Consider the following 22,873-nt stretch of genomic DNA (forward strand, 5'->3'; position numbering starts at 1 on the left):
ATACAGCCTTTTTAAGCCCAAAATTGTAATGAACAAACATTCCAACATAGTAGTTGATTGGTTTGGTGAAAATACAGAACTTTATTTTGCAATAACCAGTGGAAGCTTTTGGCTATCAGGCATTATTTTTTCATTTCTTTTAAATACTCCTGAAATCGTCCCAACTACATTATATATCATCGGCGGTATTTTCGGTGCTTATTTTACATTAATCACTGCTGGTAAAGATATCCTAAAAGGGAAAGTTCAAATAGATTTTTTAATGCTGTTTGCCGCATTTGGCGCTGCCATATTAGGAAAATGGGGCGAAGGCACTTTGCTGCTTTTTTTGTTTAGTTTAGGGCATGCATTAGAACACTATGCTATGAATCGAGCAAGAAAGTCTATTGCTGCACTTTCCAATTTAACACCACCCATGGCACTCGTTAAAAGAAATGCCACTGTTGAAGAGGTTTCTATCGAACAATTAAAAATTGGCGACATTATCATCATAAAACCTAACTCTAAAATTGCAGCCGATGGTGTAATAAGTAAAGGAAAAAGCACTGTTAATCAAGCTCCCATAACAGGCGAAAGCATGCCTGTAGAAAAATATCCGTCTAGCAATTGGGAAAACGAAATCGATGTTTCAAAATTGGCTGCCGAAAATCGTGTGTTTGCAGGAACCATTAACGGAGCAGGAGCTTTAGAAGTAAAAGTTCTAAAGCAATCTAAAGACAGCACATTAGCAAGTTTAATCAATTTAGTTAAAGAAGCTGAAGCCCAAAAATCGCCAACACAACACCTTACCGATAAATTTGAAAAAAATTACGTGCCCATTATATTGGCAGTAGTCTTTTCACTCTGCTTTGCGTTTTTAGTTATTGACGAAACTTTTAAACAAAGTTTTTACAGAGCCATGTCTGTTTTAATAGCGGCATCACCTTGTGCATTGGCAATTTCTACACCCAGCGCAGTTTTAGCGGGTATTGCCAGAGGCGCCAAACAAGGGGTTTTAATAAAAGGGGGGCGACCGTTAGAAGACTTAGCTGGCATACGTGCTATAGCATTCGATAAAACAGGGACACTTACCAGAGGCAAGCCAACACTCACGCATGCCATTCCTTTTGGCACTAACACCAAAGAAGAATTATTAATAACGGCAATAGCTGTTGAAAAATTAAGTGATCACCCTTTAGCTGTATCTATTGTTGAAGGTGGCGAAAAAGAATTAGGCAAGAACCTAACGATTCCACCCGCAGAACACTTAACATCATTAACCGCTCGTGGCATTAGAGCTCAATGGAATGGAAGCAATGTGCATATTGGTAATCGAAGGCTTTTTGAAGAATTAACACAAAAAGATGTTCCCTTAGAAATCAACGTACGGATGCAAGAACTAGAATCTCGAGGCCATACCACAATGATTATTCATCAAGACAATAATTATTTAGGAATAATTTCAGTTATGGATGTTGCTCGTTCTGAAGCAGCTTCAACACTTCAAACTCTGAAAAAAATGGGCATAAAAAAGATGGTAATGCTTACTGGAGACCATCAAAAAGTGGCAGATGCCATTGCTAAAAAAATTGGCATTACTGACCCAATGGGCAGTTTGCTCCCCGAGGAAAAAGTTAAAGCCATAGAACATTTAAAAACCGAATTAGGCAATGTTGCCATGGTTGGCGATGGTGTTAACGATGCGCCTGCCATGGTAAAAAGTAGCGTTGGCATTGCCATGGGGGCTGCAGGTTCTGATGTTGCCCTAGAAACTGCTGACATTGCATTATTGGCTGACAAACTAGACAATTTACCCTTTTCTATTGGTTTAGGTAGATACGCTAAACGTATTATCAAACAAAACCTAATTATTAGTCTTGGTATGGTAGCTCTTCTGGTTCCGTTAACCATTATTGGGGCTATATCCCTGGGGCCAGCTGTTGTGGGTCATGAAGGGTCAACAATATTAGTTGTTTTAAATGCTTTAAGACTCCTAAAATATAATCCGCCAACAATCGAAGAACTAGCGTAGGTTAATCCACATAGGCATCTTCACTAAACAGGATAAGATTTTGATATTTCCATATGCCTATTTCAACTATTGATGAATTTCAACTATATTTAGTGAACCTAAACAAACTATAAAGCCATTAAATTATGAAAACATCCAGACGAAAGTTCTTAACTTCAATCAGCCTTCTTGCAGCAGGAATAGCCATGCCTATATCCGCATTTAGTTTCAGTTCTAACAAAGAAAAACTAAAAGTCGTTTTGGTTGGCACGGGCATACGTGGAACCAGTTTTTGGGGCAAAAGATTGGTCGATGAATTTTCAGATATTCTTGAGTTTGTTGGGCTATGCGATATTAATCCGGGCCGATTGAAATATGCCAAATCATACATGGGGGTTAATTGCCCAACCTTCGTTGATTTTGAAAAAATGATTTCAGAAACCAAACCAGATTTGGTTATTGTTACAACAAAAGACTCAACCCATCACGAATTTATAATTAAAGGATTGGATATGGGTTGTGATGTTTTGACTGAAAAACCGCTGACAACAGATGAAACTAAATGCCAAGCCATACTTGATGCGGAAAGAAGGTCGAACAAAAATCTAATCGTTGGCTTTAATTACCGATGGAGCCCGTACAATACCAAAATAAAAGAATTACTGAGGAACAATTCCATTGGAAAAATTACCTCGGTAGATTTTCATTGGTATTTAAATACTTATCACGGTGCTTCTTATTTTAGAAGATGGCACGGATTAAGAGATTCCGGCGGAACACTTTGGGTGCACAAAGCAACGCACCATTTTGATTTATTGAATTGGTGGATTGATTCAGACCCAAGTGAGGTCTTTGCCTATGGCGATTTAGAATACTATGGGGAAAATGGACCGTTTAGAGGTGATAATTGCAGAACATGTAACCATAAAAATGACTGTGATTTTTACTGGGATATTACAAAAAATGAGCGCTTAATGAAACTTTATGTCGATAACGAAAAACACGATGGTTATATAAGGGACAATTGTTTGTTCAGAAAAGAAATCAATATATACGATAAAATGTCGGCGCAGGTTAAATACAAAAATAACGTTACATTAAATTATTCACTTACCACATATTCTCCTTTTGAAGGTTGGAGAGTTGCCTTCAATGGCACCGAGGGAAGAATCGAAGCTTGGTTGGACATTCCTTACCAAAAAAATGAAACGGTAAATCAGGCAGAAATGCATGCCAAAGAAATGGACCAAACTTCAAAAGAGGAAGAGAAATATGAGCCCATTATTGTGCACAAACTTTGGAAAGATTATGACGTTGAGAATGTAGCTTTTGAGCGTGGCGGCCATGGTGGTGGTGATAAACGTTTACATGACAAGATATTTAAAACACCCAATATTGCTGATGAATACGACAGAGCTGCTGGGATAAGAGATGGCGTTATGTCCGTTTTAATAGGCATTGCGGCACGAAAAAGCATAGAATCTAGAGAACCCATAAAAATTGCGGAATTAACCGATTTGGAACCTCGAGCCAAAAGGATTTCGTAATATTAAAAGTCTTATGACGATGAACAGAAAGACCGATTAACATTAGTTTTTTTTATCCCAAAAAATTCACCCAAATTATTATTCGATTAAAATCCTTTAAAACCTTTTAAAAACAAGCTGTTTCCAACATTTAAAATAGGCTTTAAAAAACCCTATATACTATTTGGTAATCAAATATATAATCGTAAATTTGCAAACTCTTTTTGAGAGAGGAATGTTTAATAATTAAAAAATCAATTAGTGTGGACACATTAAGCTACAAAACGATTTCAGCAAACAAAGCTACTGTTAACAAGGAGTGGGTTTTGGTTGATGCTGAAGGTCAGGCGCTTGGTCGTTTAGCTTCAAAGGTTGCAAAACTTTTAAGAGGCAAGCACAAGCCAAACTTCACACCTCATGTTGATTGTGGCGATAACGTAATTGTTATCAATGCAGAAAAAATCAGTTTATCTGGTAACAAATGGAACGATAAGGTTTACTTACGTCACACCGGATATCCAGGAGGTCAAAGAAGTTTAACTGCTACCGAATTGTTTGGAAAAGACCCAGCAAGAGTAGTAGAAAAATCAGTTAAAGGAATGCTGCCTAAAAACAAATTAGGTGCAGATTTATTCCGTAATCTAACAGTTGTTGTTGGTTCAGAACATGCTCATGCAGCACAGAAACCAAAAGCAATCAATTTAAACGAATTTAATTAATGGAAGTAATTCACAAAATCGGCCGTAGAAAGACGGCTGTTGCTCGTGCTTATGTTGCCCAAGGAAACGGTAACATTACGATTAACAAAAAGGACTTGGCTAATTACTTTACTACGGCTACATTACAGTACAAAGTAAAGCAACCATTGGCCATGACTAACAATGAAAGCAACTTTGATATTACAGTAAATGTATATGGAGGTGGTATTACTGGTCAGGCAGAAGCTGTTCGTTTGGCAATTTCTCGTGCTTTGTGCGAGGCAGATGCTGAAAACAGAGGTATCCTTAAACCAGAAGGCTTATTAACAAGAGACCCAAGAATGGTGGAGCGTAAAAAATTCGGTCAGAAGAAAGCTCGTAAGAAATTCCAATTCTCTAAACGTTAATATCAAAACAAATTATTTAACACAGTTATTGTTGTACCTAGCCTTAAAAAGCAGGTTTAGTTTAGCATCTAAATGGTTAAGGCAAATTTTAAAAAATGACCACTTAATCATTGCTAATTCAACAGAACGTAAACTATTACAAACATGGCAGTAGAAGTAAAAGAATTACTTGAAGCAGGTGTACACTTCGGACACCTTACACGTAAGTGGGACCCAAACATGGCTCCTTACGTATATATGGAGCGTAACGGCATCCATATCATTAACCTATATAAAACAGCGGCTAAAATTGAAGAGGCCGGAGCAGCTCTTGCTAAAATTGCAGCTTCAGGCCGTAAAGTTTTATTCGTTGCAACAAAAAAACAAGCAAAAGATATTGTTGCTGAAAAAGCTGGTGAAATTAACATGCCTTACATCACTGAAAGATGGCCAGGTGGTATGTTAACCAACTTCGTAACTATTAGAAAAGCTGTTAAAAAAATGGCTTCAATCGATAGAATGAAGAAAGACGGTACCTTCAACACCTTATCTAAAAAAGAGCGTTTACAAGTTGATCGTTTAAGAGCTAAGTTAGAGAAAAACTTAGGTTCTATCAGCGACATGACTCGTTTACCAGGTGCGTTATTTGTTGTAGATATTAAGCGTGAGCACATCGCGATTAAGGAAGCTCAAAAATTAAACATTCCTATTTTTGCAATGGTTGATACCAACTCAGACCCACGTCAAGTTGATTATGTTATCCCTGCAAATGATGATGCTTCTAAATCAATCGATAAAATTTTATCTCACGTTGCATCTGCAATAGCATCAGGTTTAGCTGAACGTAAAGCAGAAAAAGATGCTGTAGACGTTGAAGATGACGCTCCAAAAGCTAAAAAAGCAAAAGCTAAAGTAGCTGTTGCTGACGAAGAAGAATAAATAACATTAACAAAACATGATAAAGTCGTTTGATTCTTTTCTTTGTTGAAATAAATTAAACGACTTTTTTAAATTTAAAAATACTATGAGTACTACAGTAAAAATTACAGCAGCTGAAGTAAACAAATTAAGACAAGCCACCGGAGCCGGTATGATGGACTGCAAAAAAGCACTTGTTGAGGCTGAAGGTGATTTTGACAAAGCAATCGCCGTATTGCGTAAAAAAGGACAAAAAGTAGCAGAAAAAAGAGCCGACAGAGAATCTTCTGAAGGTGCTGCTGTTGCTAAAATAAATGCAGATGAAACTGCAGGCGTTGCCATTGTTTTAGGTTGTGAAACTGATTTTGTTGGTAAAAACGAAAACTTTTTGGCATTGGCCAACGATTTGGCTGAGCTTGCTTTAAATTATGACTCAAAAGAAGCGTTTTTAGCTGCCGATTTCGGCGGAATGTCTGTTGCTGATAAATTAGTTGAGCAAACAGGTGTTATTGGTGAAAAACTAGACATCACTGCTTTTGAAAAATTGGAAGCTGCTTATGTTGGTCAATACGTTCACATTAACAAAATTGCTGCTTTAGTAGGTTTAACTGCTAAGGTTGACAATGCTGATGTTTTGGTAAAAGACCTTGCTATGCAAGTAGCTTCAATGGGTGCAACCACTTTGTCTTACAAAGATTTTGACCCTGTATTCGTTGCATCAGAAACTGAGGCTAGAATTGCTGTAATAGAAAAAGATAACGAAGAATTGGCACGTTTGGGTAAAACACTTAAAAACGTTCCTAAATATATTTCTATGGCCCAATTAACTCCTGAAGTTTTAGCGGAAGCTGAAGAAGCTGCAAAAGCAGAATTAAAAGCTGAAGGTAAACCAGAGCAAATCTGGGATAGAATTTTACCAGGAAAAATGGAACGTTTTATTTCTGACAACACAACTTTAGACCAAGAAAAATGTTTATTGGATCAAAAATTTATCAAAGACGAAAAGAAAACGGTTGCAGAATATGTTTCTTCTTATGGTAACGTAGAAATCTCTGGTTTTAAACGCGCTACAGTAGGTTAATTAGCTATAAAATATAGCGGATATAATAATAAAGCTTCTCTGATTCAGAGGAGCTTTATTATTTAAAATACAAATCTACTATTCCCGAATTGATAAACTTCCCTTCTTTGGAATATACAAAAAATTTAAATTTTCCCTCCTCATAGAAATCATATGGAAAATAGGTAAAGTCGGATGTTTTGCTGATATTATAAACTTCATCTTTAAACTTTATATATTTACCCGATGTATTAGAATATTTATCAATATAAACCTTAATTTGCTCAGTACCCATTTTATTTGGATAATTGTCTACATATACCCAAATTTTTCCACCACCATTTTTTTTGTCCATTGAAAACCGAGTAAATTGTTTTGACTTACTTGGAATTTTATTGTCGTTTTCCTTTACAGAAACATTTGAAAAATAAACTTTAGATTTACTGTAAGAAGTTGAACTTGTATTTGTGAAAAAGGGTTTCTTTTCTTTTAATTTTCTTGATGCAATTAACGAGTTTATTTGACTTGCCGTTTTTATTTTTTGTTTTGCCCCTGTGGTTGTATTGATTGACGAAGACCGACTAGGCAATGTTAATCCAGAAGCAATTAGCTTTTTATGGGCCTGAATATCTATTGCAGATATATAATACATTCCATTAATCCCGCCTACAAGACCGATACCGGTTTTATTCCCTTTGGCTGTAGCAATTCCAATTACCTCATTTTTCTCATCAAAAACAGGGCCTCCACTGTTTCCTGGATGAATTTCTGCATCTGTTTTTATGTAGCCATAGTCTGAATTAAACACGTAATCATGGCCACTCATTATACCTACGCTTAAAGTGCTTAGATCTCTCAACATCAAATCGGCAGAACCCTGAAATTGTGCAGGATAACCAAATACACACAATTTTTCTCCCTGTGAAACATTGTCGGAGTTTCCTATTGGTAATTTGGTGAAATCTGGCTTTGCAATAGGCTTACCATCCATATCGCTTATAATTTTCAACAACGCACCATCAAATGCCCCCACTCCAATAGAGACAACCTCCGCTCTATACAATTTATAGTCATTTTCATTTTTACCATTAAAAACTTGAATTACCGGGGTTGTATAACCTGAACTGTAAACTTTTATCAAATTGATGTCATTTGCAATTTCATCCGAATAAACCGAAAAATTAGATTTTTTAGTTTTTCCTAAATAGTAGTCATAATCAATATATCCTTTAACAGCGGTTTCAACCACATGTTTATTGGTGAAAACGTAACCATCTTTAGTAACCACGAACCCCGAACCCCTACTTAAATAACCTTTGCCCGGTTTTTGCTTTTCCAATTCGGAATCAAACATTAAAATTTTAACAACCCCTTGGTAATATTCTGAAGCTATAAATTTTGTATCTAAACCTTTAACCTTATCATCTTTACATGAAAAAATTGAGAGAATAAAAAAGAGAAGTAAAAATTTATTTTTCATTGTGATTAGCATTGAAAACTATATAAAAAAACAAAAAAAAATTATCCTATGAAAATTAAATCACTCAAAATCAACTATGAAGCAATGCCAATATCTTTCTGGAAACTAAATTCTAAAAATCAACGATTTATTTAATCGATCCAATAAAGCCAAATTCCACTTTTCTAAATTACAATAATGATTATATTTGCTAAACTTTCTAAACATAATGAAATACAAAAGAATACTCCTCAAATTATCTGGCGAAGCCCTTATGGGAAAGCGTCAATACGGTATTGATCCTGAACGCTTAGCCGAATATGCAGAAGATATAAAAACCATAATAGATAAAGGCATAGAAGTGGCCATAGTAATAGGCGGCGGAAACATTTTTAGAGGTGTTGCCGGTGCTAGCAAAGGTATGGACCGTGTACAAGGAGATTATATGGGCATGTTGGCCACCGTAATAAATGGACTGGCTTTACAAGGTGCTCTGGAAGATATAGATATCCCAACTCGACTGCAAACCGCCATAAAAATTAATGAGGTAGCAGAGCCCTTTATAAGAAGAAAAGCCATGAGACACTTGGAAAAAGGACGTGTTGTTATTTTTGGTGGTGGTACGGGAAATCCTTATTTTACAACAGATTCGGCTGCGGTTTTACGTGCTATTGAAATACAAGCTGATGTTATTTTAAAGGGAACGCGTGTTGACGGCATTTATAACGCAGATCCTGAAAAAGATAAAAAAGCGATAAAATTCAATACACTTTCCTTCGATGATGTATTGAGAAAAGGTTTGAAAGTGATGGATACCACAGCTTTCACCTTAAGTCAGGAAAATAATTTGCCCATTATTGTTTTTGATATGAACAAAAAAGGAAACCTGCTTAAAGTAGTTTCTGGTGAAAACATCGGAACCGTTGTTAATGTTTAACATTTGGGGCAATTTTTGAAAAAGGATACCTAGTTTGACCTAAAAGTTTTTGCAATGAACGAAGACATACAATTTATATTAGATACTGCAAAAGAGGCCATGGAAAATGCCATTGCCCATTTAAAAAAGGAATTTGTTAATATTAGGGCAGGTAAAGCAAGCCCGGCAATGCTGGGAAGTGTAATGGTAGAGTATTATGGAGCTCAAACCCCTTTAAACCAAGTTGCCAATGTAAACACCCCAGATGGACGGACAATTACCGTTCAACCTTGGGAAAAAAGCATGCTTCAAGAAATTGAACGTAGTATATCTTATGCCAATCTTGGGTTTAACCCCATGAATAACGGCGAAACCATAATTATTAATGTGCCACCGTTAACAGAAGAACGCAGACGTACATTGGCAAAACAAGCCAAAGCCGAAGCAGAAGACGCCAAGGTTAGTATACGGTCAGCCAGAAAAGATGCCAATAACGACATTAAAAAAACAGAGGATGTTTCAGAGGATGTTAAAGGCAACGCCGAGATTGACATACAAGAAATGACAGATTCCTACGTTAAAAAGATTGATGAACTCTTTGAACATAAGGAAAAAGAAATCATGACAGTTTAAAGAAGGGCGACTAATTTGTCGCTCTTTTTGTAAAAACACAGCATTTAATTGGGGCAGACTTTGAAACGTTTTACTCTTTTCCTTTTTATTCTTTTTTCTGCTTCTTTGGCACAATCCCAATCTTTTCAGAGGGAAGTGAAAGAACCCGAACAGGATTCCGTTAAAAAAAGTGTGTTTTTAAAAAGTATTGGTAACGGCTATTTTCCGACAAAATATTTTAACGCAGATTTAAGATATTTAATCAAATACAATCAATATGAAGGTATTAGAATGGGATTGGGCGGTGTTACTAATGAGACTTTTTCAGAAAAATACAGACTAAATACCTACGTAGTTTACGGATTTAGGGACCATCGTTTTAAATATAGCATTGGTGGTGGTTTTCGTATAACGGAAAAAACAAACAGCTGGCTAAATCTATCTTACACAGACGACTTACAGGAAACGGGCAGCACCAAATTTTTAACTGACGGCAGATTTTTTCAGTTTTTTGAACCAAGATTGATTAACATCGACCTTTTTCATAGGCACATTACAAAATCGTTATCGTTTGAACATGAATTTAACCCTAAAATGATAGCTGAAACAGAATTTTCAATTAGCAATATTGATCCTACATACAGTTACGCTTACATTTTGAACAATGAGGCAGTATCTTCATTTGATTTGAGCATTGCTAAAGTAGCATTTCAATGGAGTCCGTTTAATAAAGTTGACTCTTCCAATGAAAGTAATGAAAAAATAAATGAGGGCTATCCTAGATTCACCCTTCAGTACACCAAAAGTTTTAATGATATTTTTGGAAGTAATTTCAACTTTTCAAAATTCGATTTCAAGACCAATTACAAAATTGGAAATGAAGATGATGCGTTTTCAGAAATTACCCTAGTTTCAGGAATTGTAAACGGCGATACCCCTTTAACGCATTTATACCATGCTTACCCCAATAACATTACAAAAGAAACCATACTACAACGTTTCTCTGTTGCGGGATTGAACAGTTTTGAAACAATGTATTTCAATGAATTCTTTTCAGATAAGTTTGCCACACTACAATTAAAACATTTTTTGAAACCTTTTACTATATCACCACGGTTTAAACCTCAGCTTGTGTTAATTACACGATACGCCATTGGTGATATGAAAAACCCCGAAAGACACCAAAACGTAACCTTTGGTTCTTTAAAAAAAGGGTATACCGAATCTGGCTTTGAACTCAACAAGCTTCTATTCGGTTTTGGCTTGAGCTTTACCTATCGTTACGGCGCTTACCACTTACCCCAAATTGACGATAATGTAGCATTTAAATTTACATTTAACGTCTCATTATGAGGTATTATACTCCTTTTTCCTACCTTTGCGCAACTTTAAATAAGGCATGTTAAAACTTTTTTCAAAAGACTTTTGGAGCGTCACCGCAAGATTGATTTTAAGAAATAAAATCGTCATTCTTGTAGGTATTATCGTAGCTACATTTATGTTGGCCCAAAAGTGGGAAAACATGCGTTTTACCTATACGGAAGCTAATTTATTGCCCGACGACCATGAGGTAAACATGGTTTACAACAACTTTTTAAAAACTTTTGGTGAAGAGGGCAATCTAGTTATACTTGGCGTAAAGGACAGTACGCTTTTTACCGTTGAAAAATTAAATGCTTGGAACAAACTTTCGCACAGTTTTAAAGAAAATGAGGCGGTTGAAACGGTTATTTCATTAAGAGACCTCCAAAAACTTGTAAAGGATACTAAAAATGAAAAATTCGAATTAGAGCCCTTTATAATTGATAGCATTATCTCAATATCTCAAATTGAGACTTTACAGAACGAGCTTTTTGAACAGTATCCTTTTTATGATAATTTTTTGTTTAATAAGAAAACAAAAACCATTAGAACGGCCATCTATTTAAAAAAGGATATTGTTAATACATCGGCCAGAAAAGATTTTGTGATTAATGTATTAGAGCCAAAAATTGAAGCATTTGAAAGCAAGAATAATTTGGATGTTAGGGTTTCTGGCATGCCTTACATTCGTACATTGAACGCCCAGCTTATTGTGGATGAAATTGGATGGTTTGTTGCGGTTGCTTTGTTGGTTACCTCACTGATTTTCTTCTTATTCTTTAGGTCGTTTCGCGCCACTTTTATCTCTCTCATAGTAGTTTGTATAGGTGTTATGTGGACCTTAGGTATTATTGGTTTAATGAATTATGAGATAACCGTTTTAACAGCGTTAATTCCACCTTTAATTATTGTTATTGGTATTCCCAACTGTATTTTCTTGATCAATAAATACCAACACGAGGTTAAATTACATGGTAATAAAGTAAAATCGTTGCAACGGGTTATCACGAAAATTGGTAACGCCACATTAATGACCAACGTAACCACCGCTTCAGGTTTTGCAACATTTATTTTAACCGAAAGCAAACTTTTAAAAGAGTTTGGTATTGTAGCGTCTTTGAGCATTTTAGCCATTTTTATGCTTTGCCTATTAATTATACCTATTATCTACACGTTTCTGCCCTACCCAAAAGATCGCCACTTGGAGCACCTCAACAAGCGTTGGATTGGTGGTTTTGTTAATTGGATGGAACATATGGTAAAAGACAGGCGCATCGCCATATATTTTACATCTGTAATTCTATTGGCGGTAAGCATTATTGGTATTTATCAAATAAAGATTTCGGGCAGTTTAATTGAGGATATGCCCCAAAAATCAGATTTTGTAAATGATATTCGGTTTTTTGAGGAAGAATTTAGTGGTATCATGCCTTTAGAAATTATGGTAGACACCAAACGCAAAAAAGGAGTAATGAAACTGTCTACTTTGAAGCGCATGGATGAACTTGAAGGCTTAATTAATGAAATACCTGAACTGTCTAAACCTGTTTCGGTGGTTGGTTTGGTAAAATATTCCAAACAGGCCTACTACAACGGAAATACAAAATTTTACCAACTGCCGACTTCACAGGAAAACAACTTTATTTTATCGTACGCAAAAAACTCATCCTCTAATTTAGATTTGCTTAAAAACTTTGTGGACAGCACTGGCCAGTACGCCCGTATCACAACGTTTATGAAAGATATTGGCACCGATAAAATGGAACGTATTGAGGAAAACCTTCAAGCTAAAATCGACAAGGTTTTACCTGAGGAAAGATACGATGTAACCATGACAGGAAAAGCATTGGTATTCCAAAAAGGAACAAAATACTTGGTTAAGAATCTGGCTATTTCATTATCCTTGGCCATTTTTTTAATCTCACTTTTTATGGCGTATATGTTCCGTTCGGGCCGAATGATTCTTATTTCGCTTATACCAAACCTTTTACCATTATTAGTAACAGCGGGCTTAATGGGCTATTTGGGTGTACCTATTAAACCTTCAACCATATTGGTGTTTAGTATTGCCTTTGGTATTTCTGTGGATGACACCATTCATTTTTTGGCAAAATACCGTCAAGAATTGCAGGCTAATAATTGGAAAATCAAAGTGTCGGTTTATGGAGCTCTACGAGAAACTGGTGTGAGTATGTTCTATACTTCCATTGTTCTGTTTTTTGGTTTTTCTGTATTTACTATTTCTAGTTTTGGAGGCACGGTAGCGTTAGGTGCTTTGGTTTCAGCAACATTACTTTTTGCCATGTTGTCAAACTTATTACTATTGCCTTCTTTATTGTTGTCTTTAGAGCGCAGTATTGCTAATAAGGAAGTTCTCAGAGAACCTTCAATTAATATTATCCCAGAGGAAGACGAATAACTTTTTGTCGTTTTTGAACCTTCATAGATTGTAAGCCGATACGCTTTTTTTATATTTACAATATAAATTTAAGCACATGCAATCAAGAACAGTTTCAGAGTTACTGACCCAGGATATCATTATTCCAGAAGTTGAAGTAAAAGGTTGGGTAAAAACCTTCAGGGCCAATCGGTTTATAGCTTTGAATGACGGCTCCACCTTGAGTAATATTCAGTGCGTTGTTGATTTTGAAAACTACGATGAAAATCTTTTAAAAAGAGTAACTACAGGTGCAGCCATTCATGTAAAAGGTGAATTGGTTGAGAGTCAAGGTAAGGGTCAAAAAGTGGAAATACAAGTTAAAGAACTCACTGTTTTAGGAGACTCAGACCCTGAGTCCTACCCCATTCAACCAAAAAAACATTCGTTTGAATTCTTAAGGGAACATGCTCATTTACGAACCAGAACCAATACGTTTAGTGCAGTAATGCGTTTACGTTCAGCGTTATCGTTTGCCATTCATAAATATTTTAATGACAATGGATTTTACTATATGCACGCGCCAATTATTACGGGTAGCGATGCCGAAGGTGCTGGTGAAATGTTTCAGGTTACCAATCTTGATTTGAAAAATCCGCCTATAAACGAAGAAGGAAATATTGATTATTCCAAAGATTTCTTCGGAAAGGAAACCAATTTAACTGTTTCTGGGCAATTGGAAGCAGAAACCTATGCCATGTCCCTGGGAAAAGTGTACACTTTTGGTCCAACGTTTAGAGCAGAAAACTCGAATACCTCTCGCCATTTGGCAGAATTTTGGATGATAGAACCCGAAGTTGCTTTTATGGATCTTGCAGGAAATATGGATTTGGCCGAAGACTTTATGAAGTCTGTTATAAAATACATTTTGAACAATAACCGTGAGGATTTAGAGTTTTTAGATAAGCGTTTGCAGGACGAAGACAAAACCAAACCGCAAGATGAGCGCAGCAGCATGACGTTAATAGAAAAGCTGAATTTTGTTACAGACAATCATTTTAAACGAGTTAGCTATACCGAAGCCATCGATATTTTAAGAAATTCAAAACCCAACAAGAAAAAGAAATTTAAATATTTAATAGAAGAATGGGGGACGGATTTGCAGAGTGAGCATGAGCGTTTTCTTGTGGAAAAACACTTTAAATGCCCTGTTATTCTGTTTGATTATCCTGCAAATATTAAGGCCTTTTACATGCGCTTGAATGACGATGGAAAAACCGTTAGAGCTATGGACATACTATTCCCAGGCATTGGTGAAATTGTTGGTGGTGCACAACGCGAAGAACGTTTGGAGGTTTTAAAACAAAAAATGGCAGCCATTAATATTCCAGAAAAAGAACTTTGGTGGTATTTAGACTTAAGAAAGTACGGAACCGCTGTTCATTCTGGGTTTGGATTGGGCTTTGAACGATTGGTGATGTTCGCTACAGGAATGAGCAATATTAGGGATGTAATTCCATTTCCACGCACTCCCCAAAATGCAGAATTCTAAAGAAATTATAATAAAAGGACAAACATGGCATGACTTTGGAATACAAATCCCTTTTTTTATCTTTGATTAACGACCTTAGAATTGGCTCTAGAGAGATTAAAACTAAAAAGAACTTAAAATTAAGAAGCTAGCTTCGGAATGTTAAATCTCGATTATCGAGTAACAACCTTAAATCAAAACATGCTTAAACAACATTTACAGTTCAAATTATCGCAAAAACTGTCGCCACAGCAAATTCAATTGATGAAATTGATACAATTGCCAACGCAAGCTTTTGAGCAACGTTTAAAACAGGAATTAGAAGAAAATCCAGCTTTGGAAGGCGGTAAAGAAGAAGCACAAAACGATTTGGATTCAGACTTTGATAATACTACAGATGACTTTGACGATAATGAAGCCATAGGCACTGACGAAATAAATGTTGACGAGTACTTGAGCGATGACGAAATTCCGGACTATAGAACACAAGCCAACAACTACAGCAGTGATGATGAAGAAAAGACCATGCCCTATGCAGCGGGAACTTCATTCACCCAGCATTTATTAAACCAATTAAATACGTACAGACTAACAGAGGAGGAACGCGATATTGCCGAATTTTTAGTCGGCAGCGTTGATGAAAGTGGGTACATACGACGTGATTTAAGTGATATAATGGATGATTTGGCTTTTACCCAAAATGTTTATACCTCTGAGGAAAAAATTGAAAAAGTATTAAAAATTGTCCATCAATTAGATCCTGCGGGAGTTGGCGCAAGAAACTTACAAGAGTGTTTGAGCATCCAACTGCACCGAAAAGAAAAAAGTCCAGACACTGATTTGGCAATTGAAATCATTGACAATGCCTTCGATCAGTTCACTAAAAAGCACTATAAAAAACTGCTTCAAAAGTTCGATGTTTCCGAAATTCAGTTGAAAGACGCCATTTCTGAAATTGAACATTTAAACCCAAAACCGGGTGGTTCTTATGCTGGCAATAACAGAATTGTAGAACACGTTGTGCCAGATTTTGCCATAAAAATTGTAGATGGTGAACTTGAATTAACGCTCAATGGGAGAAATGCCCCAGAGCTTCATGTTTCCAGAGAATACAACAACATGCTTAAAGGCTACAAAGAGTCAAAAGACAAATCGAAATCACAAAAAGATGCCGTAATATTCATCAAGCAAAAGTTGGATGCAGCCAAATGGTTTATTGAAGCCATTAAACAACGCCAACAAACTTTGTTTGTCACCATGAGTGCCATAATGCATTATCAAAAGGAGTATTTTTTAACTGGAGATGAGCGTAACTTAAAACCAATGATTCTTAAGGATATTGCCGATGAGATAAACATGGATGTTTCTACGGTATCAAGAGTTGCGAATAGCAAATATGTGGACACGCCTTATGGTACAAAACTAATCAAGGAATTCTTTTCAGAATCCATGAAAAATGATCAAGGTGAAGACGTTTCCACTAAAGAAATAAAGAAAATCCTCGAAACAGTTATTGAAGAAGAAAATAAAAGGAAACCGCTAACAGACGAAAATTTAGCTTCAATTTTAAAGGATAAAGGCTATCCTATTGCAAGGCGAACCGTTGCAAAATACAGAGAGCAACTTGACATTCCAGTAGCGCGATTACGAAAAAAAATATGATGGATAAGCTACTAAAAAGCATCTCGTATATTTTTCATCCTCTTGTAATGCCCCTTTTTGCAATATGGTTTTATTTTGAAATTTCACCGAGGTTTATTCCTGATGACATTGTTCAAGGCAAGCTCATTTCAATATTTATATTAACGGTTCTGCTTCCCATTCTAACCTATTTTCTTTTAAAGACTTTAGGTAAGGTCAATTCCGTTCACCTTGAAACTCCAAGAGAACGCTTATATCCTTTAATGCTTTATTGCGTCATAATTATAATAGCATTGCAGCGTATTATTACACCATCACAAGCTATAGAAATCTATTTCTTTTTAATTGGCTTACTCATCTCCAATATGACATGTTTACTTATGGCAATCATGAATTTTAAAATTAGCTTACACATGATGGCGGTTTGTGGAGTATTTATGTTTTTTGTGGCCCTTAGCATCCATTTTAGCATAAACATCAATGGAGCCTTAGCCATGATGGCTATTATGATTGGAGCCATTGCAACTTCTCGTTTGCATTTAAAAGCCCATAACGGGAAAGAACTAATTATTGGCATTTTTATTGGAGCTATCCCCCAATTGATTTTGGTAAATTATTGGCTTTAAAATAGAAGCCTGACTTAGTTTAAAGGATATAAAACATTAATCCAATTTTAATAGCTTTCATATCTATTTGTTTATTGTCAAGCTGGGCATTCCCATTAAAAATTGGATTTAATACGTAATATATATGCAGGTTCCATGTATTGTAACCCACACTGAATGTTGGCCCATATTGAAGGTCATTAAAATCGCCTCTGTCGCTATATCTAAAGTCCCCCAAATCGCCTTTGTGCTTGACGGTATTGATGAATGCGTATCCCAATTTAAACCCTGCGTAAATACGCCAAAAGTTATAATCTTGGGGTGTTGAAGTTCGCCATCTAAACTCTATTGGAAGTTCAATTAAGTGCGTAGAGAAGTTGTTCTTTCTATATGTATTGTTTCCCTCTACAACACTATAGTTAAAATCTCCGCTAACCGATTTACTGACCAACAAGTTCTGGTTATGGGAATTTGCAGAATAACCTAGGCCAATGCCAATAGCCAGATTACGTCTTTCATTAATTGGCATATCCTTTATAAATCCTAAATGAAACCCTAATGAAAAACCACTTTGCTTAACCCCGATTGGCCGTTTATCAAGTAAATTATAAGTTACACCTGCATAAAATTGGTCTTCTTTATAGAGAGAATCTAATTCTTGAATTGGTTCGTCCTGTGCAAAACAACTACTGATGGCTAGGATAGATATGGCAATTAGAAATGGCTTCATTAAAAAAAGGATATTTTATGCCTTTAAAAGTAAGTATATTTACTAAAAACTAAAAGGCGCTTTGATTTATTCAAAGCGCCTTTAATATAAAATTAAGAGTGTAAAATTATTTGTTATCTAATACACTACCCTTTTTGGTAGTATAATTAATTTTAAGCGCATTTACTTTACGCAATTCTTGTTTAATATCTCCAATTAACCCCATATTAGCATCGCTATCAACTTTTAGAGCGGTAGTTAAAAATGGGACTAATTCTTCACGCTTGGAGGCTCTCTCTTCAGCTATAAAGGCGGCAATATCACTTACATTGGCAAAATCATCATTAAGCTGTATTCTTGCCTCAGTACCATATTGTCTGTAATTTGCACTTGGCTTTCCTGCGTAAATGTACATTACCAAATCCTTTTTATCCAACTTTTCAACCTGATCGGCATATGGTAAGTTATTCTGTATTTTCAAGGTGTTTTGCCTCATAACCGTGGCCACCATAAAAAAGAATAATAACATAAATACAATATCTGGTAAAGCCGCTGTATTAACCGCTGGTATTTCGCCTCCTTTTTTCTTTTTAAATTTAGACATAATAGTTAATGTTAAATTTTAATTATTGTACTTCTGAAAGCTTTTGAGGATAATCAAGTTTTATTTGTTCAATTTGATCCTTAAGCTTTGTTTTGTTGCCAGGCCAGTTTACATCATTGTAATCTGCTTCCATTTCAGTAAACGTTTTCCCGTAAAGTTCTTCGGCTCTTCTATTCCTTAATTCGTTATATGCAGCTACAAGTTCGTTTTGAACCGCGATATAAGTTTTATAACTAGTTTCACGTTCATTTTTTAAAGAAATGATGGCCTTGTCAGGATTATCAGAAGAATCTGAATCCTTTTTTCCCTTACAGTAGTCACATGACCCGTCACCTCCATTATCTAAAAACTCTCTAGCCGCCTCTCTCAAATCCTTAAGCTCCATTAATTCGTCTTCAACAAGCAATTGATCTTTACCATTCAAAAGAACTGTAAAAATATTTTTTTGCTTGATGATAGGCGGTTCAGTTTCCTCTATAGGCGGCAACTTTCTATTTAAACCAGAATCGGTTTCAATAGTGGTTGTAACCAAAAAGAATATTAATAATAAGAAAGCAATGTCGGCCATTGAGCCTGCATTAACTTCTGGTGCTGCTCTTTTTGCCATAATTTATTTATTAAATATTTTTTTTGCTCCACCGTATAACATAGAAGCAATTGCCAAAAACGCCAAGATGTAAAATGCAATAAGTCCCGCACCAACAGTTTTTGACGTTGATTCAGTGATATCTGCACCTTTATCTATAAAAGGTTTTAAGTTTAAGTCTGTTCCTGAGGATATTCCGTAAGAAATTAATATGACCGCTAAAAACGCTCCAACAGTGATTAATGTCTTTTTAATATTTCCTGCAAATAGACCTTTTAAAACAAATATTAAAACAAGCGCAAGCACAATAGCTAAAACAGCATACGCAACATATAAGATGTTTCCACTCATGCTTTGGGCACTTTCCTCATCTCCTGCCATAATCATTAACGCAAAAATCGCACCAATAATTGCAAGAGCAAAGGCTACTATTTTTAAAATTTTATGTAAACCCATAATTTTCTCTTTTTAAAATTATTACTTTTTGTTTCTTATCAATAGGTCCATTAACGTAATAGAAGCGTCTTCCATGTTGTTAACAATACTATCGATTTTAGCAATAATATAATTGTAGAAAATTTGAAGTATAATAGCAACCACAAGACCAAATACGGTGGTTAAAAGTGCTACTTTAATACCACCCGCTACAAGTGATGGTTGCATGTCTCCAGCTGCTTCAATTTTATCGAATGCCTGAATCATACCAATTACCGTACCCATGAAACCAAGCATCGGTGCAAGAGCGATAAATAATGAAATCCAAGATACATTCTTTTCTAATTGTCCCATTTGAACACCACCATAAGCAACAACAGCTTTTTCAGCAGCATCTAAGCCTTCATCCGTCCTATCCAATCCTTGGTAGAAAATTGACGCGATAGGCCCTTTTGTATTTCTACAAACTTCTTTTGCAGCTTCAACTCCTCCGGAAGATAATGCATCTTCTACTTCTTGAGTTAATTTTTTAGTATTGGTAGTAGAAAGGTTTAAAAAGATTATTCTTTCTATGGCAATTGCTAATCCCAGAATTAAACATAACAATACAATGCCCATAAATCCTGGACCTCCTTCAATAAAACGCTTCTTTAATTCTTGATGGAAACTCAACTCTTCAGCAGGTGCTGCTTCTTCATCTTGTGTCGTCGATACCGTTGTTGTAACAGCCGTACTTGTGTTTGCAATTGTTGTTGCATTAGCAGTTCCGAATACCATCATTCCAGTGATGGCAAGGATAGAAAATAATCTTTTCATGTTCTAGATCTTAATTTTATTAGTTAAAGTGTTAAAGATATAAAAAAAAAGCAATTAAAAATAAAAATAACAGCAGAGAGGAAGGGATTCGAACCCTCGATACCCTTTTGGAGTATACACACTTTCCAGGCGTGCGCCTTCGACCACTCGGCCACCTCTCTATAATTTTTAGTCACTTAAATTTTGGAGGCTCAAATAACGAAAAAATCTTCGATTGCTCAAATTTTAACAGTTAATTTTATGACATTTCACCCCTTAGAGGTGCTTCATATGTGGTTTTGAATGTTTTAACCTTTTTAGCATTTAAGCCTAATAAAAACATAAGTTTTGTCAATGCTGCTTCGGAGGTCATATCTTTCCCTGAAATTACACCAATACACTTTAGTGCACTGCTTGTCTCGTAATGCCCCATCATAACACTTCCGCCAGAGCATTGCGTTACGTTTATAATATGAATGCCTCTTGAAATGTTCTTCTTTAAAACATCTAGAAACCATTTTTCGGTAGTACAATTTCCCGCACCGTAAGTTTCAAGAATAACGGCCTTTAAACTATTTGTATTGAATATACTTTCTATAACCGAATTGGAAATCCCTGGAAACAATTTAATAAGAGCGATATTAGTGTCTAAATTTTTATGGACTTTTAGTTTCCTTTTTAAATTGGGTTCAAACAAATACTCTTTGTTAATTTTTAGATGCACCCCTGATTCAGCTAAATCGGGATAGTTGAAAGATGCAAATGCCTGAAAATGTTCAGCATTTAATTTGGTTGTTCTGTTCCCGCGGTACAGTTTATACTCAAAATACAAACACACTTCCTTAATTATGGGTTTGCCTTTTTCCTGTAACGAGGCAAGTTGAATGGATGTAATCAAGTTTTCTTTAGCATCGGTGCGCAAATCTCCTATAGGCAATTGCGAGCCTGTGAAGATGACTGGTTTTGCCAAATTTTCCAACATAAAACTCAAAGCCGAAGCCGAATAACTCATAGTGTCGCTTCCATGAAGCACCACAAATCCATCAAATTCCTTGTAGTGCGATTCTATAATTTCGACAGTCTGCACCCAATATTTGGGATTCATATTGCTTGAGTCTATAGGGTGCTCAAATGAAACCGTTTCAATATTACAGTCCAATAAATTCAGTTCAGGAATATTATTTAAAAGGTTTTTAAAATTGAATGCTTTTAAGGCTCCCGTTTTAAAATCTTTTACCATACCAATGGTTCCACCAGTGTATATGAGAAGAATGTTAGGTTTCGTATTGGGCATATCTATATTTTAAAAACTTCTTTTGAATTTTCAGTAGTTATTGCTGCTAACTCTTCTAAAGATACATTATATATTGATGCTAGTTTTTCCAATACTTTTATTATATAAGCGCTTTCGTTTCTTTTTCCCCTAAAGGGAACTGGAGCCAAGTAAGGAGAGTCTGTTTCCAGAACGATATGTTTCAGGTCTATTTGGTTTAAAAACTGGTCTATTTTCCCATTCTTGAAAGTGGCCACCCCGCCAATACCTAATTTAAGATTATATGATATTGCCTGATGGGCTTGCTCCAATGTTCCTGTGAAACAGTGAAAAATACCATATAAATCTTCATCTTTTTCTGTTTCCAATACCTCAAAAATTTCATCAAAAGCTTCACGGCAATGGATTACAATGGGCAATCCGTATTTTTTCGCCAATTGTATTTGGTGCTTAAATGCTTTTTTCTGGATATCTAAAGTAGATTTATCCCAATACAGGTCTATGCCTATTTCGCCAACAGCATAGAATTTTCGCATTGCAAGCATTTCTTCCACATGCATTAATTCTTCTTCATAATTCTCTTTTACATGGGTTGGGTGCAAGCCCATCATTAAAAAGACATTTTTCGGAAAATCCTTTTCAAGCTGAAGCATCGAATCGGTATAAGTTGAATCTATGGCCGGAATGAAAAACCGAGACACTCCTGCTTCCAAAGCCCGTTCAATCATTTGCTTTCTGTCTTCATTAAACGCCTCGCTGTATAAATGGGTGTGCGTATCTGTAACTATCATGCTGTAAAAATAGTGAAGTCTGTAATTTTTGATGCGCAACTACAATCAAAATCACAAAAGTTTTATTTTATATCTTTTTTAGGGTAGTAATTCTTTCAATAGCCCTATTTTTATTCTTTAAAATAATGACACATGGCAGAAACACTTCAAAAGTTTCTAATTGAAAAAGGATACACTAAAATAAAGCTGCACCTCACTAAAACAAATCATTTTGAAATTAAGGCTAGCATCAATGGCAAGAAAGGCTTGTTTATATTAGATACTGGCGCATCAAATTCGTGTGTTGGTTTTGAAGGCATTGAAACTTTTCAACTTAATGCCGAAGACTCTCTAATAAAAGCTGCTGGGGCAGGTGCCGTTAACATGGAAACTAAAACCTCGCAAAAAAACAAGGTTAAAATCGGCAAATGGAAGAACAATAAAGTTGTTTTGGTCTTGTTCAATTTAACACATGTTAATATGGCGCTTACTGAACATAAGTCCAAACCTGTTGATGGCATTATTGGGGCAGACATTTTGAAAAAAGGGAAAGCCATAATAGATTATGAAAAGAAATACTTATATTTAAAATTATAAGCCATTGGCAAAAACTCTCTCTA

The 22,873-nt window shown here is 35.7% G+C and carries 22 protein-coding genes and 1 tRNA gene; 14 read left to right on the forward strand and 9 right to left on the reverse strand.

Annotated features, from left to right (window positions below; genetic code table 11):
• Positions 1-28: 28 nt before the first annotated feature.
• The 6 genes from ACB104_RS04920 to tsf all read left to right on the forward strand — a co-directional run bounded on the left by ACB104_RS04920 (position 29) and on the right by tsf (position 6,599).
• Entirely contained in the window at positions 29-2,011 is a 1,983-nt protein-coding gene (locus tag ACB104_RS04920) for a heavy metal translocating P-type ATPase (protein ID WP_370477171.1), read from the forward strand.
• 125 nt (positions 2,012-2,136) lie between these two features.
• Positions 2,137-3,537 (forward strand): Gfo/Idh/MocA family oxidoreductase, encoded by a 1,401-nt coding sequence (locus tag ACB104_RS04925; protein ID WP_370477172.1) that lies wholly within the window; start codon positions 2,137-2,139, stop codon positions 3,535-3,537.
• Positions 3,538-3,779: 242 nt separating this feature from the next.
• On the forward strand, positions 3,780-4,235 hold the full coding sequence (gene rplM, locus ACB104_RS04930; RefSeq protein ID WP_370477173.1) for a 50S ribosomal protein L13: 456 nt from the start codon (positions 3,780-3,782) through the stop codon (positions 4,233-4,235).
• Positions 4,235-4,621, forward strand: coding sequence for a 30S ribosomal protein S9 (rpsI, locus tag ACB104_RS04935; protein WP_370477174.1), 387 nt, complete (start codon positions 4,235-4,237; stop codon positions 4,619-4,621). The genes rplM and rpsI overlap by 1 nt, the downstream gene beginning before the upstream one ends.
• Positions 4,622-4,765: 144 nt before the next feature.
• The gene (gene rpsB / locus ACB104_RS04940; protein WP_370477175.1) at positions 4,766-5,539 is read left to right on the forward strand and encodes a 30S ribosomal protein S2; all 774 of its coding nucleotides are present in this window, start codon (positions 4,766-4,768) and stop codon (positions 5,537-5,539) included.
• Positions 5,540-5,624: 85 nt separating this feature from the next.
• Positions 5,625-6,599, forward strand: coding sequence for a translation elongation factor Ts (gene tsf / locus ACB104_RS04945; RefSeq protein ID WP_370477176.1), 975 nt, complete (start codon positions 5,625-5,627; stop codon positions 6,597-6,599).
• A 58-nt stretch (positions 6,600-6,657) separates the two neighbouring features.
• On the opposite strand, the gene ACB104_RS04950 is transcribed toward tsf, so the two are convergent.
• Complete coding sequence (locus ACB104_RS04950; RefSeq protein ID WP_370477177.1) at positions 6,658-8,058, reverse strand: S1C family serine protease; 1,401 nt, start codon at positions 8,056-8,058, stop codon at positions 6,658-6,660.
• 208 nt (positions 8,059-8,266) lie between these two features.
• Between ACB104_RS04950 and pyrH the strand changes: the two genes are divergently transcribed.
• From pyrH to ACB104_RS04985, 7 genes are all read left to right on the forward strand, one after another.
• The gene (gene pyrH / locus ACB104_RS04955; RefSeq protein ID WP_370477178.1) at positions 8,267-8,974 is read left to right on the forward strand and encodes a UMP kinase; all 708 of its coding nucleotides are present in this window, start codon (positions 8,267-8,269) and stop codon (positions 8,972-8,974) included.
• Between the two features lie 54 nt (positions 8,975-9,028).
• A complete protein-coding gene (frr, locus tag ACB104_RS04960) occupies positions 9,029-9,586 on the forward strand; it encodes a ribosome recycling factor (protein WP_370477179.1) in 558 nt (185 codons plus the stop codon).
• 60 nt (positions 9,587-9,646) lie between these two features.
• Complete coding sequence (locus ACB104_RS04965; protein WP_370477180.1) at positions 9,647-10,918, forward strand: DUF5686 family C-terminal domain-containing protein; 1,272 nt, start codon at positions 9,647-9,649, stop codon at positions 10,916-10,918.
• Between the two features lie 46 nt (positions 10,919-10,964).
• Positions 10,965-13,346, forward strand: a complete 2,382-nt coding sequence (locus ACB104_RS04970; RefSeq protein WP_370477181.1) for an efflux RND transporter permease subunit — start codon at positions 10,965-10,967, stop codon at positions 13,344-13,346.
• A gap of 76 nt (positions 13,347-13,422) precedes the next feature.
• The gene (gene asnS / locus ACB104_RS04975) at positions 13,423-14,856 is read left to right on the forward strand and encodes an asparagine--tRNA ligase (protein ID WP_370477182.1); all 1,434 of its coding nucleotides are present in this window, start codon (positions 13,423-13,425) and stop codon (positions 14,854-14,856) included.
• A 180-nt stretch (positions 14,857-15,036) separates the two neighbouring features.
• Positions 15,037-16,497: an RNA polymerase factor sigma-54 gene (rpoN, locus tag ACB104_RS04980; RefSeq protein WP_370477183.1), complete on the forward strand. Its 1,461-nt coding sequence runs from the start codon at positions 15,037-15,039 to the stop codon at positions 16,495-16,497.
• Positions 16,497-17,102, forward strand: coding sequence for a hypothetical protein (locus ACB104_RS04985; protein ID WP_370477184.1), 606 nt, complete (start codon positions 16,497-16,499; stop codon positions 17,100-17,102). Before rpoN ends, ACB104_RS04985 begins: the two co-directional genes overlap by 1 nt.
• Before the next feature lie 19 nt (positions 17,103-17,121).
• Here ACB104_RS04985 and ACB104_RS04990 read toward each other — a convergent pair whose 3' ends face one another.
• The 8 genes from ACB104_RS04990 to ACB104_RS05025 all read right to left on the reverse strand — a co-directional run bounded on the left by ACB104_RS04990 (position 17,122) and on the right by ACB104_RS05025 (position 22,274).
• Positions 17,122-17,811, reverse strand: a complete 690-nt coding sequence (locus ACB104_RS04990) for a porin family protein (RefSeq protein WP_370477185.1) — start codon at positions 17,809-17,811, stop codon at positions 17,122-17,124.
• A gap of 106 nt (positions 17,812-17,917) precedes the next feature.
• On the reverse strand, positions 17,918-18,394 hold the full coding sequence (locus ACB104_RS04995; RefSeq protein ID WP_370477186.1) for an ExbD/TolR family protein: 477 nt from the start codon (positions 18,392-18,394) through the stop codon (positions 17,918-17,920).
• A gap of 22 nt (positions 18,395-18,416) precedes the next feature.
• Positions 18,417-19,001 (reverse strand): ExbD/TolR family protein, encoded by a 585-nt coding sequence (locus ACB104_RS05000; protein WP_370477187.1) that lies wholly within the window; start codon positions 18,999-19,001, stop codon positions 18,417-18,419.
• A gap of 3 nt (positions 19,002-19,004) precedes the next feature.
• The gene (locus ACB104_RS05005; protein WP_370477188.1) at positions 19,005-19,436 is read right to left on the reverse strand and encodes a hypothetical protein; all 432 of its coding nucleotides are present in this window, start codon (positions 19,434-19,436) and stop codon (positions 19,005-19,007) included.
• A 21-nt stretch (positions 19,437-19,457) separates the two neighbouring features.
• The gene (locus ACB104_RS05010; protein ID WP_370477189.1) at positions 19,458-20,231 is read right to left on the reverse strand and encodes a MotA/TolQ/ExbB proton channel family protein; all 774 of its coding nucleotides are present in this window, start codon (positions 20,229-20,231) and stop codon (positions 19,458-19,460) included.
• A gap of 73 nt (positions 20,232-20,304) precedes the next feature.
• Positions 20,305-20,392, reverse strand: a tRNA-Ser gene (locus ACB104_RS05015).
• Between the two features lie 77 nt (positions 20,393-20,469).
• Positions 20,470-21,504: an asparaginase gene (locus tag ACB104_RS05020; protein ID WP_370477190.1), complete on the reverse strand. Its 1,035-nt coding sequence runs from the start codon at positions 21,502-21,504 to the stop codon at positions 20,470-20,472.
• Between the two features lie 2 nt (positions 21,505-21,506).
• Positions 21,507-22,274: a TatD family hydrolase gene (locus tag ACB104_RS05025; protein WP_370477191.1), complete on the reverse strand. Its 768-nt coding sequence runs from the start codon at positions 22,272-22,274 to the stop codon at positions 21,507-21,509.
• A 132-nt stretch (positions 22,275-22,406) separates the two neighbouring features.
• On the opposite strand from ACB104_RS05025, the gene ACB104_RS05030 reads away from it, so the two are divergent.
• The gene (locus ACB104_RS05030; protein WP_370477192.1) at positions 22,407-22,850 is read left to right on the forward strand and encodes a retropepsin-like aspartic protease; all 444 of its coding nucleotides are present in this window, start codon (positions 22,407-22,409) and stop codon (positions 22,848-22,850) included.
• Positions 22,851-22,873 lie beyond the last annotated feature (23 nt).

Source organism: Tamlana flava, assembly GCF_041287255.1.
Taxonomy (GTDB): Bacteria; Bacteroidota; Bacteroidia; order Flavobacteriales; family Flavobacteriaceae; genus Tamlana; species Tamlana flava.

Bases quoted from the DNA above. Each gene is read 5' to 3' on its own strand.
- asnS (WP_370477182.1), top strand. From the start codon at position 13,423: ATGCAATCAAGAACAGTTTCAGAGTTACTGACCCAGGATATCATTATT.
- pyrH (WP_370477178.1), top strand. From the start codon at position 8,267: ATGAAATACAAAAGAATACTCCTCAAATTATCTGGCGAAGCCCTTATG.
- ACB104_RS05025 (WP_370477191.1), bottom strand. From the start codon at position 22,274: ATGATAGTTACAGATACGCACACCCATTTATACAGCGAGGCGTTTAAT.
- rpoN (WP_370477183.1), top strand. From the start codon at position 15,037: ATGCTTAAACAACATTTACAGTTCAAATTATCGCAAAAACTGTCGCCA.
- ACB104_RS04985 (WP_370477184.1), top strand. From the start codon at position 16,497: ATGGATAAGCTACTAAAAAGCATCTCGTATATTTTTCATCCTCTTGTA.
- ACB104_RS05020 (WP_370477190.1), bottom strand. From the start codon at position 21,504: ATGCCCAATACGAAACCTAACATTCTTCTCATATACACTGGTGGAACC.
- ACB104_RS05030 (WP_370477192.1), top strand. From the start codon at position 22,407: ATGGCAGAAACACTTCAAAAGTTTCTAATTGAAAAAGGATACACTAAA.
- ACB104_RS05005 (WP_370477188.1), bottom strand. From the start codon at position 19,436: ATGGGTTTACATAAAATTTTAAAAATAGTAGCCTTTGCTCTTGCAATT.
- ACB104_RS05000 (WP_370477187.1), bottom strand. From the start codon at position 19,001: ATGGCAAAAAGAGCAGCACCAGAAGTTAATGCAGGCTCAATGGCCGAC.
- tsf (WP_370477176.1), top strand. From the start codon at position 5,625: ATGAGTACTACAGTAAAAATTACAGCAGCTGAAGTAAACAAATTAAGA.
- ACB104_RS04925 (WP_370477172.1), top strand. From the start codon at position 2,137: ATGAAAACATCCAGACGAAAGTTCTTAACTTCAATCAGCCTTCTTGCA.
- ACB104_RS04970 (WP_370477181.1), top strand. From the start codon at position 10,965: ATGTTAAAACTTTTTTCAAAAGACTTTTGGAGCGTCACCGCAAGATTG.
- ACB104_RS04920 (WP_370477171.1), top strand. From the start codon at position 29: ATGAACAAACATTCCAACATAGTAGTTGATTGGTTTGGTGAAAATACA.
- ACB104_RS04990 (WP_370477185.1), bottom strand. From the start codon at position 17,811: ATGAAGCCATTTCTAATTGCCATATCTATCCTAGCCATCAGTAGTTGT.
- frr (WP_370477179.1), top strand. From the start codon at position 9,029: ATGAACGAAGACATACAATTTATATTAGATACTGCAAAAGAGGCCATG.
- ACB104_RS05010 (WP_370477189.1), bottom strand. From the start codon at position 20,231: ATGAAAAGATTATTTTCTATCCTTGCCATCACTGGAATGATGGTATTC.
- ACB104_RS04950 (WP_370477177.1), bottom strand. From the start codon at position 8,058: ATGAAAAATAAATTTTTACTTCTCTTTTTTATTCTCTCAATTTTTTCA.
- rpsI (WP_370477174.1), top strand. From the start codon at position 4,235: ATGGAAGTAATTCACAAAATCGGCCGTAGAAAGACGGCTGTTGCTCGT.
- rpsB (WP_370477175.1), top strand. From the start codon at position 4,766: ATGGCAGTAGAAGTAAAAGAATTACTTGAAGCAGGTGTACACTTCGGA.
- ACB104_RS04995 (WP_370477186.1), bottom strand. From the start codon at position 18,394: ATGTCTAAATTTAAAAAGAAAAAAGGAGGCGAAATACCAGCGGTTAAT.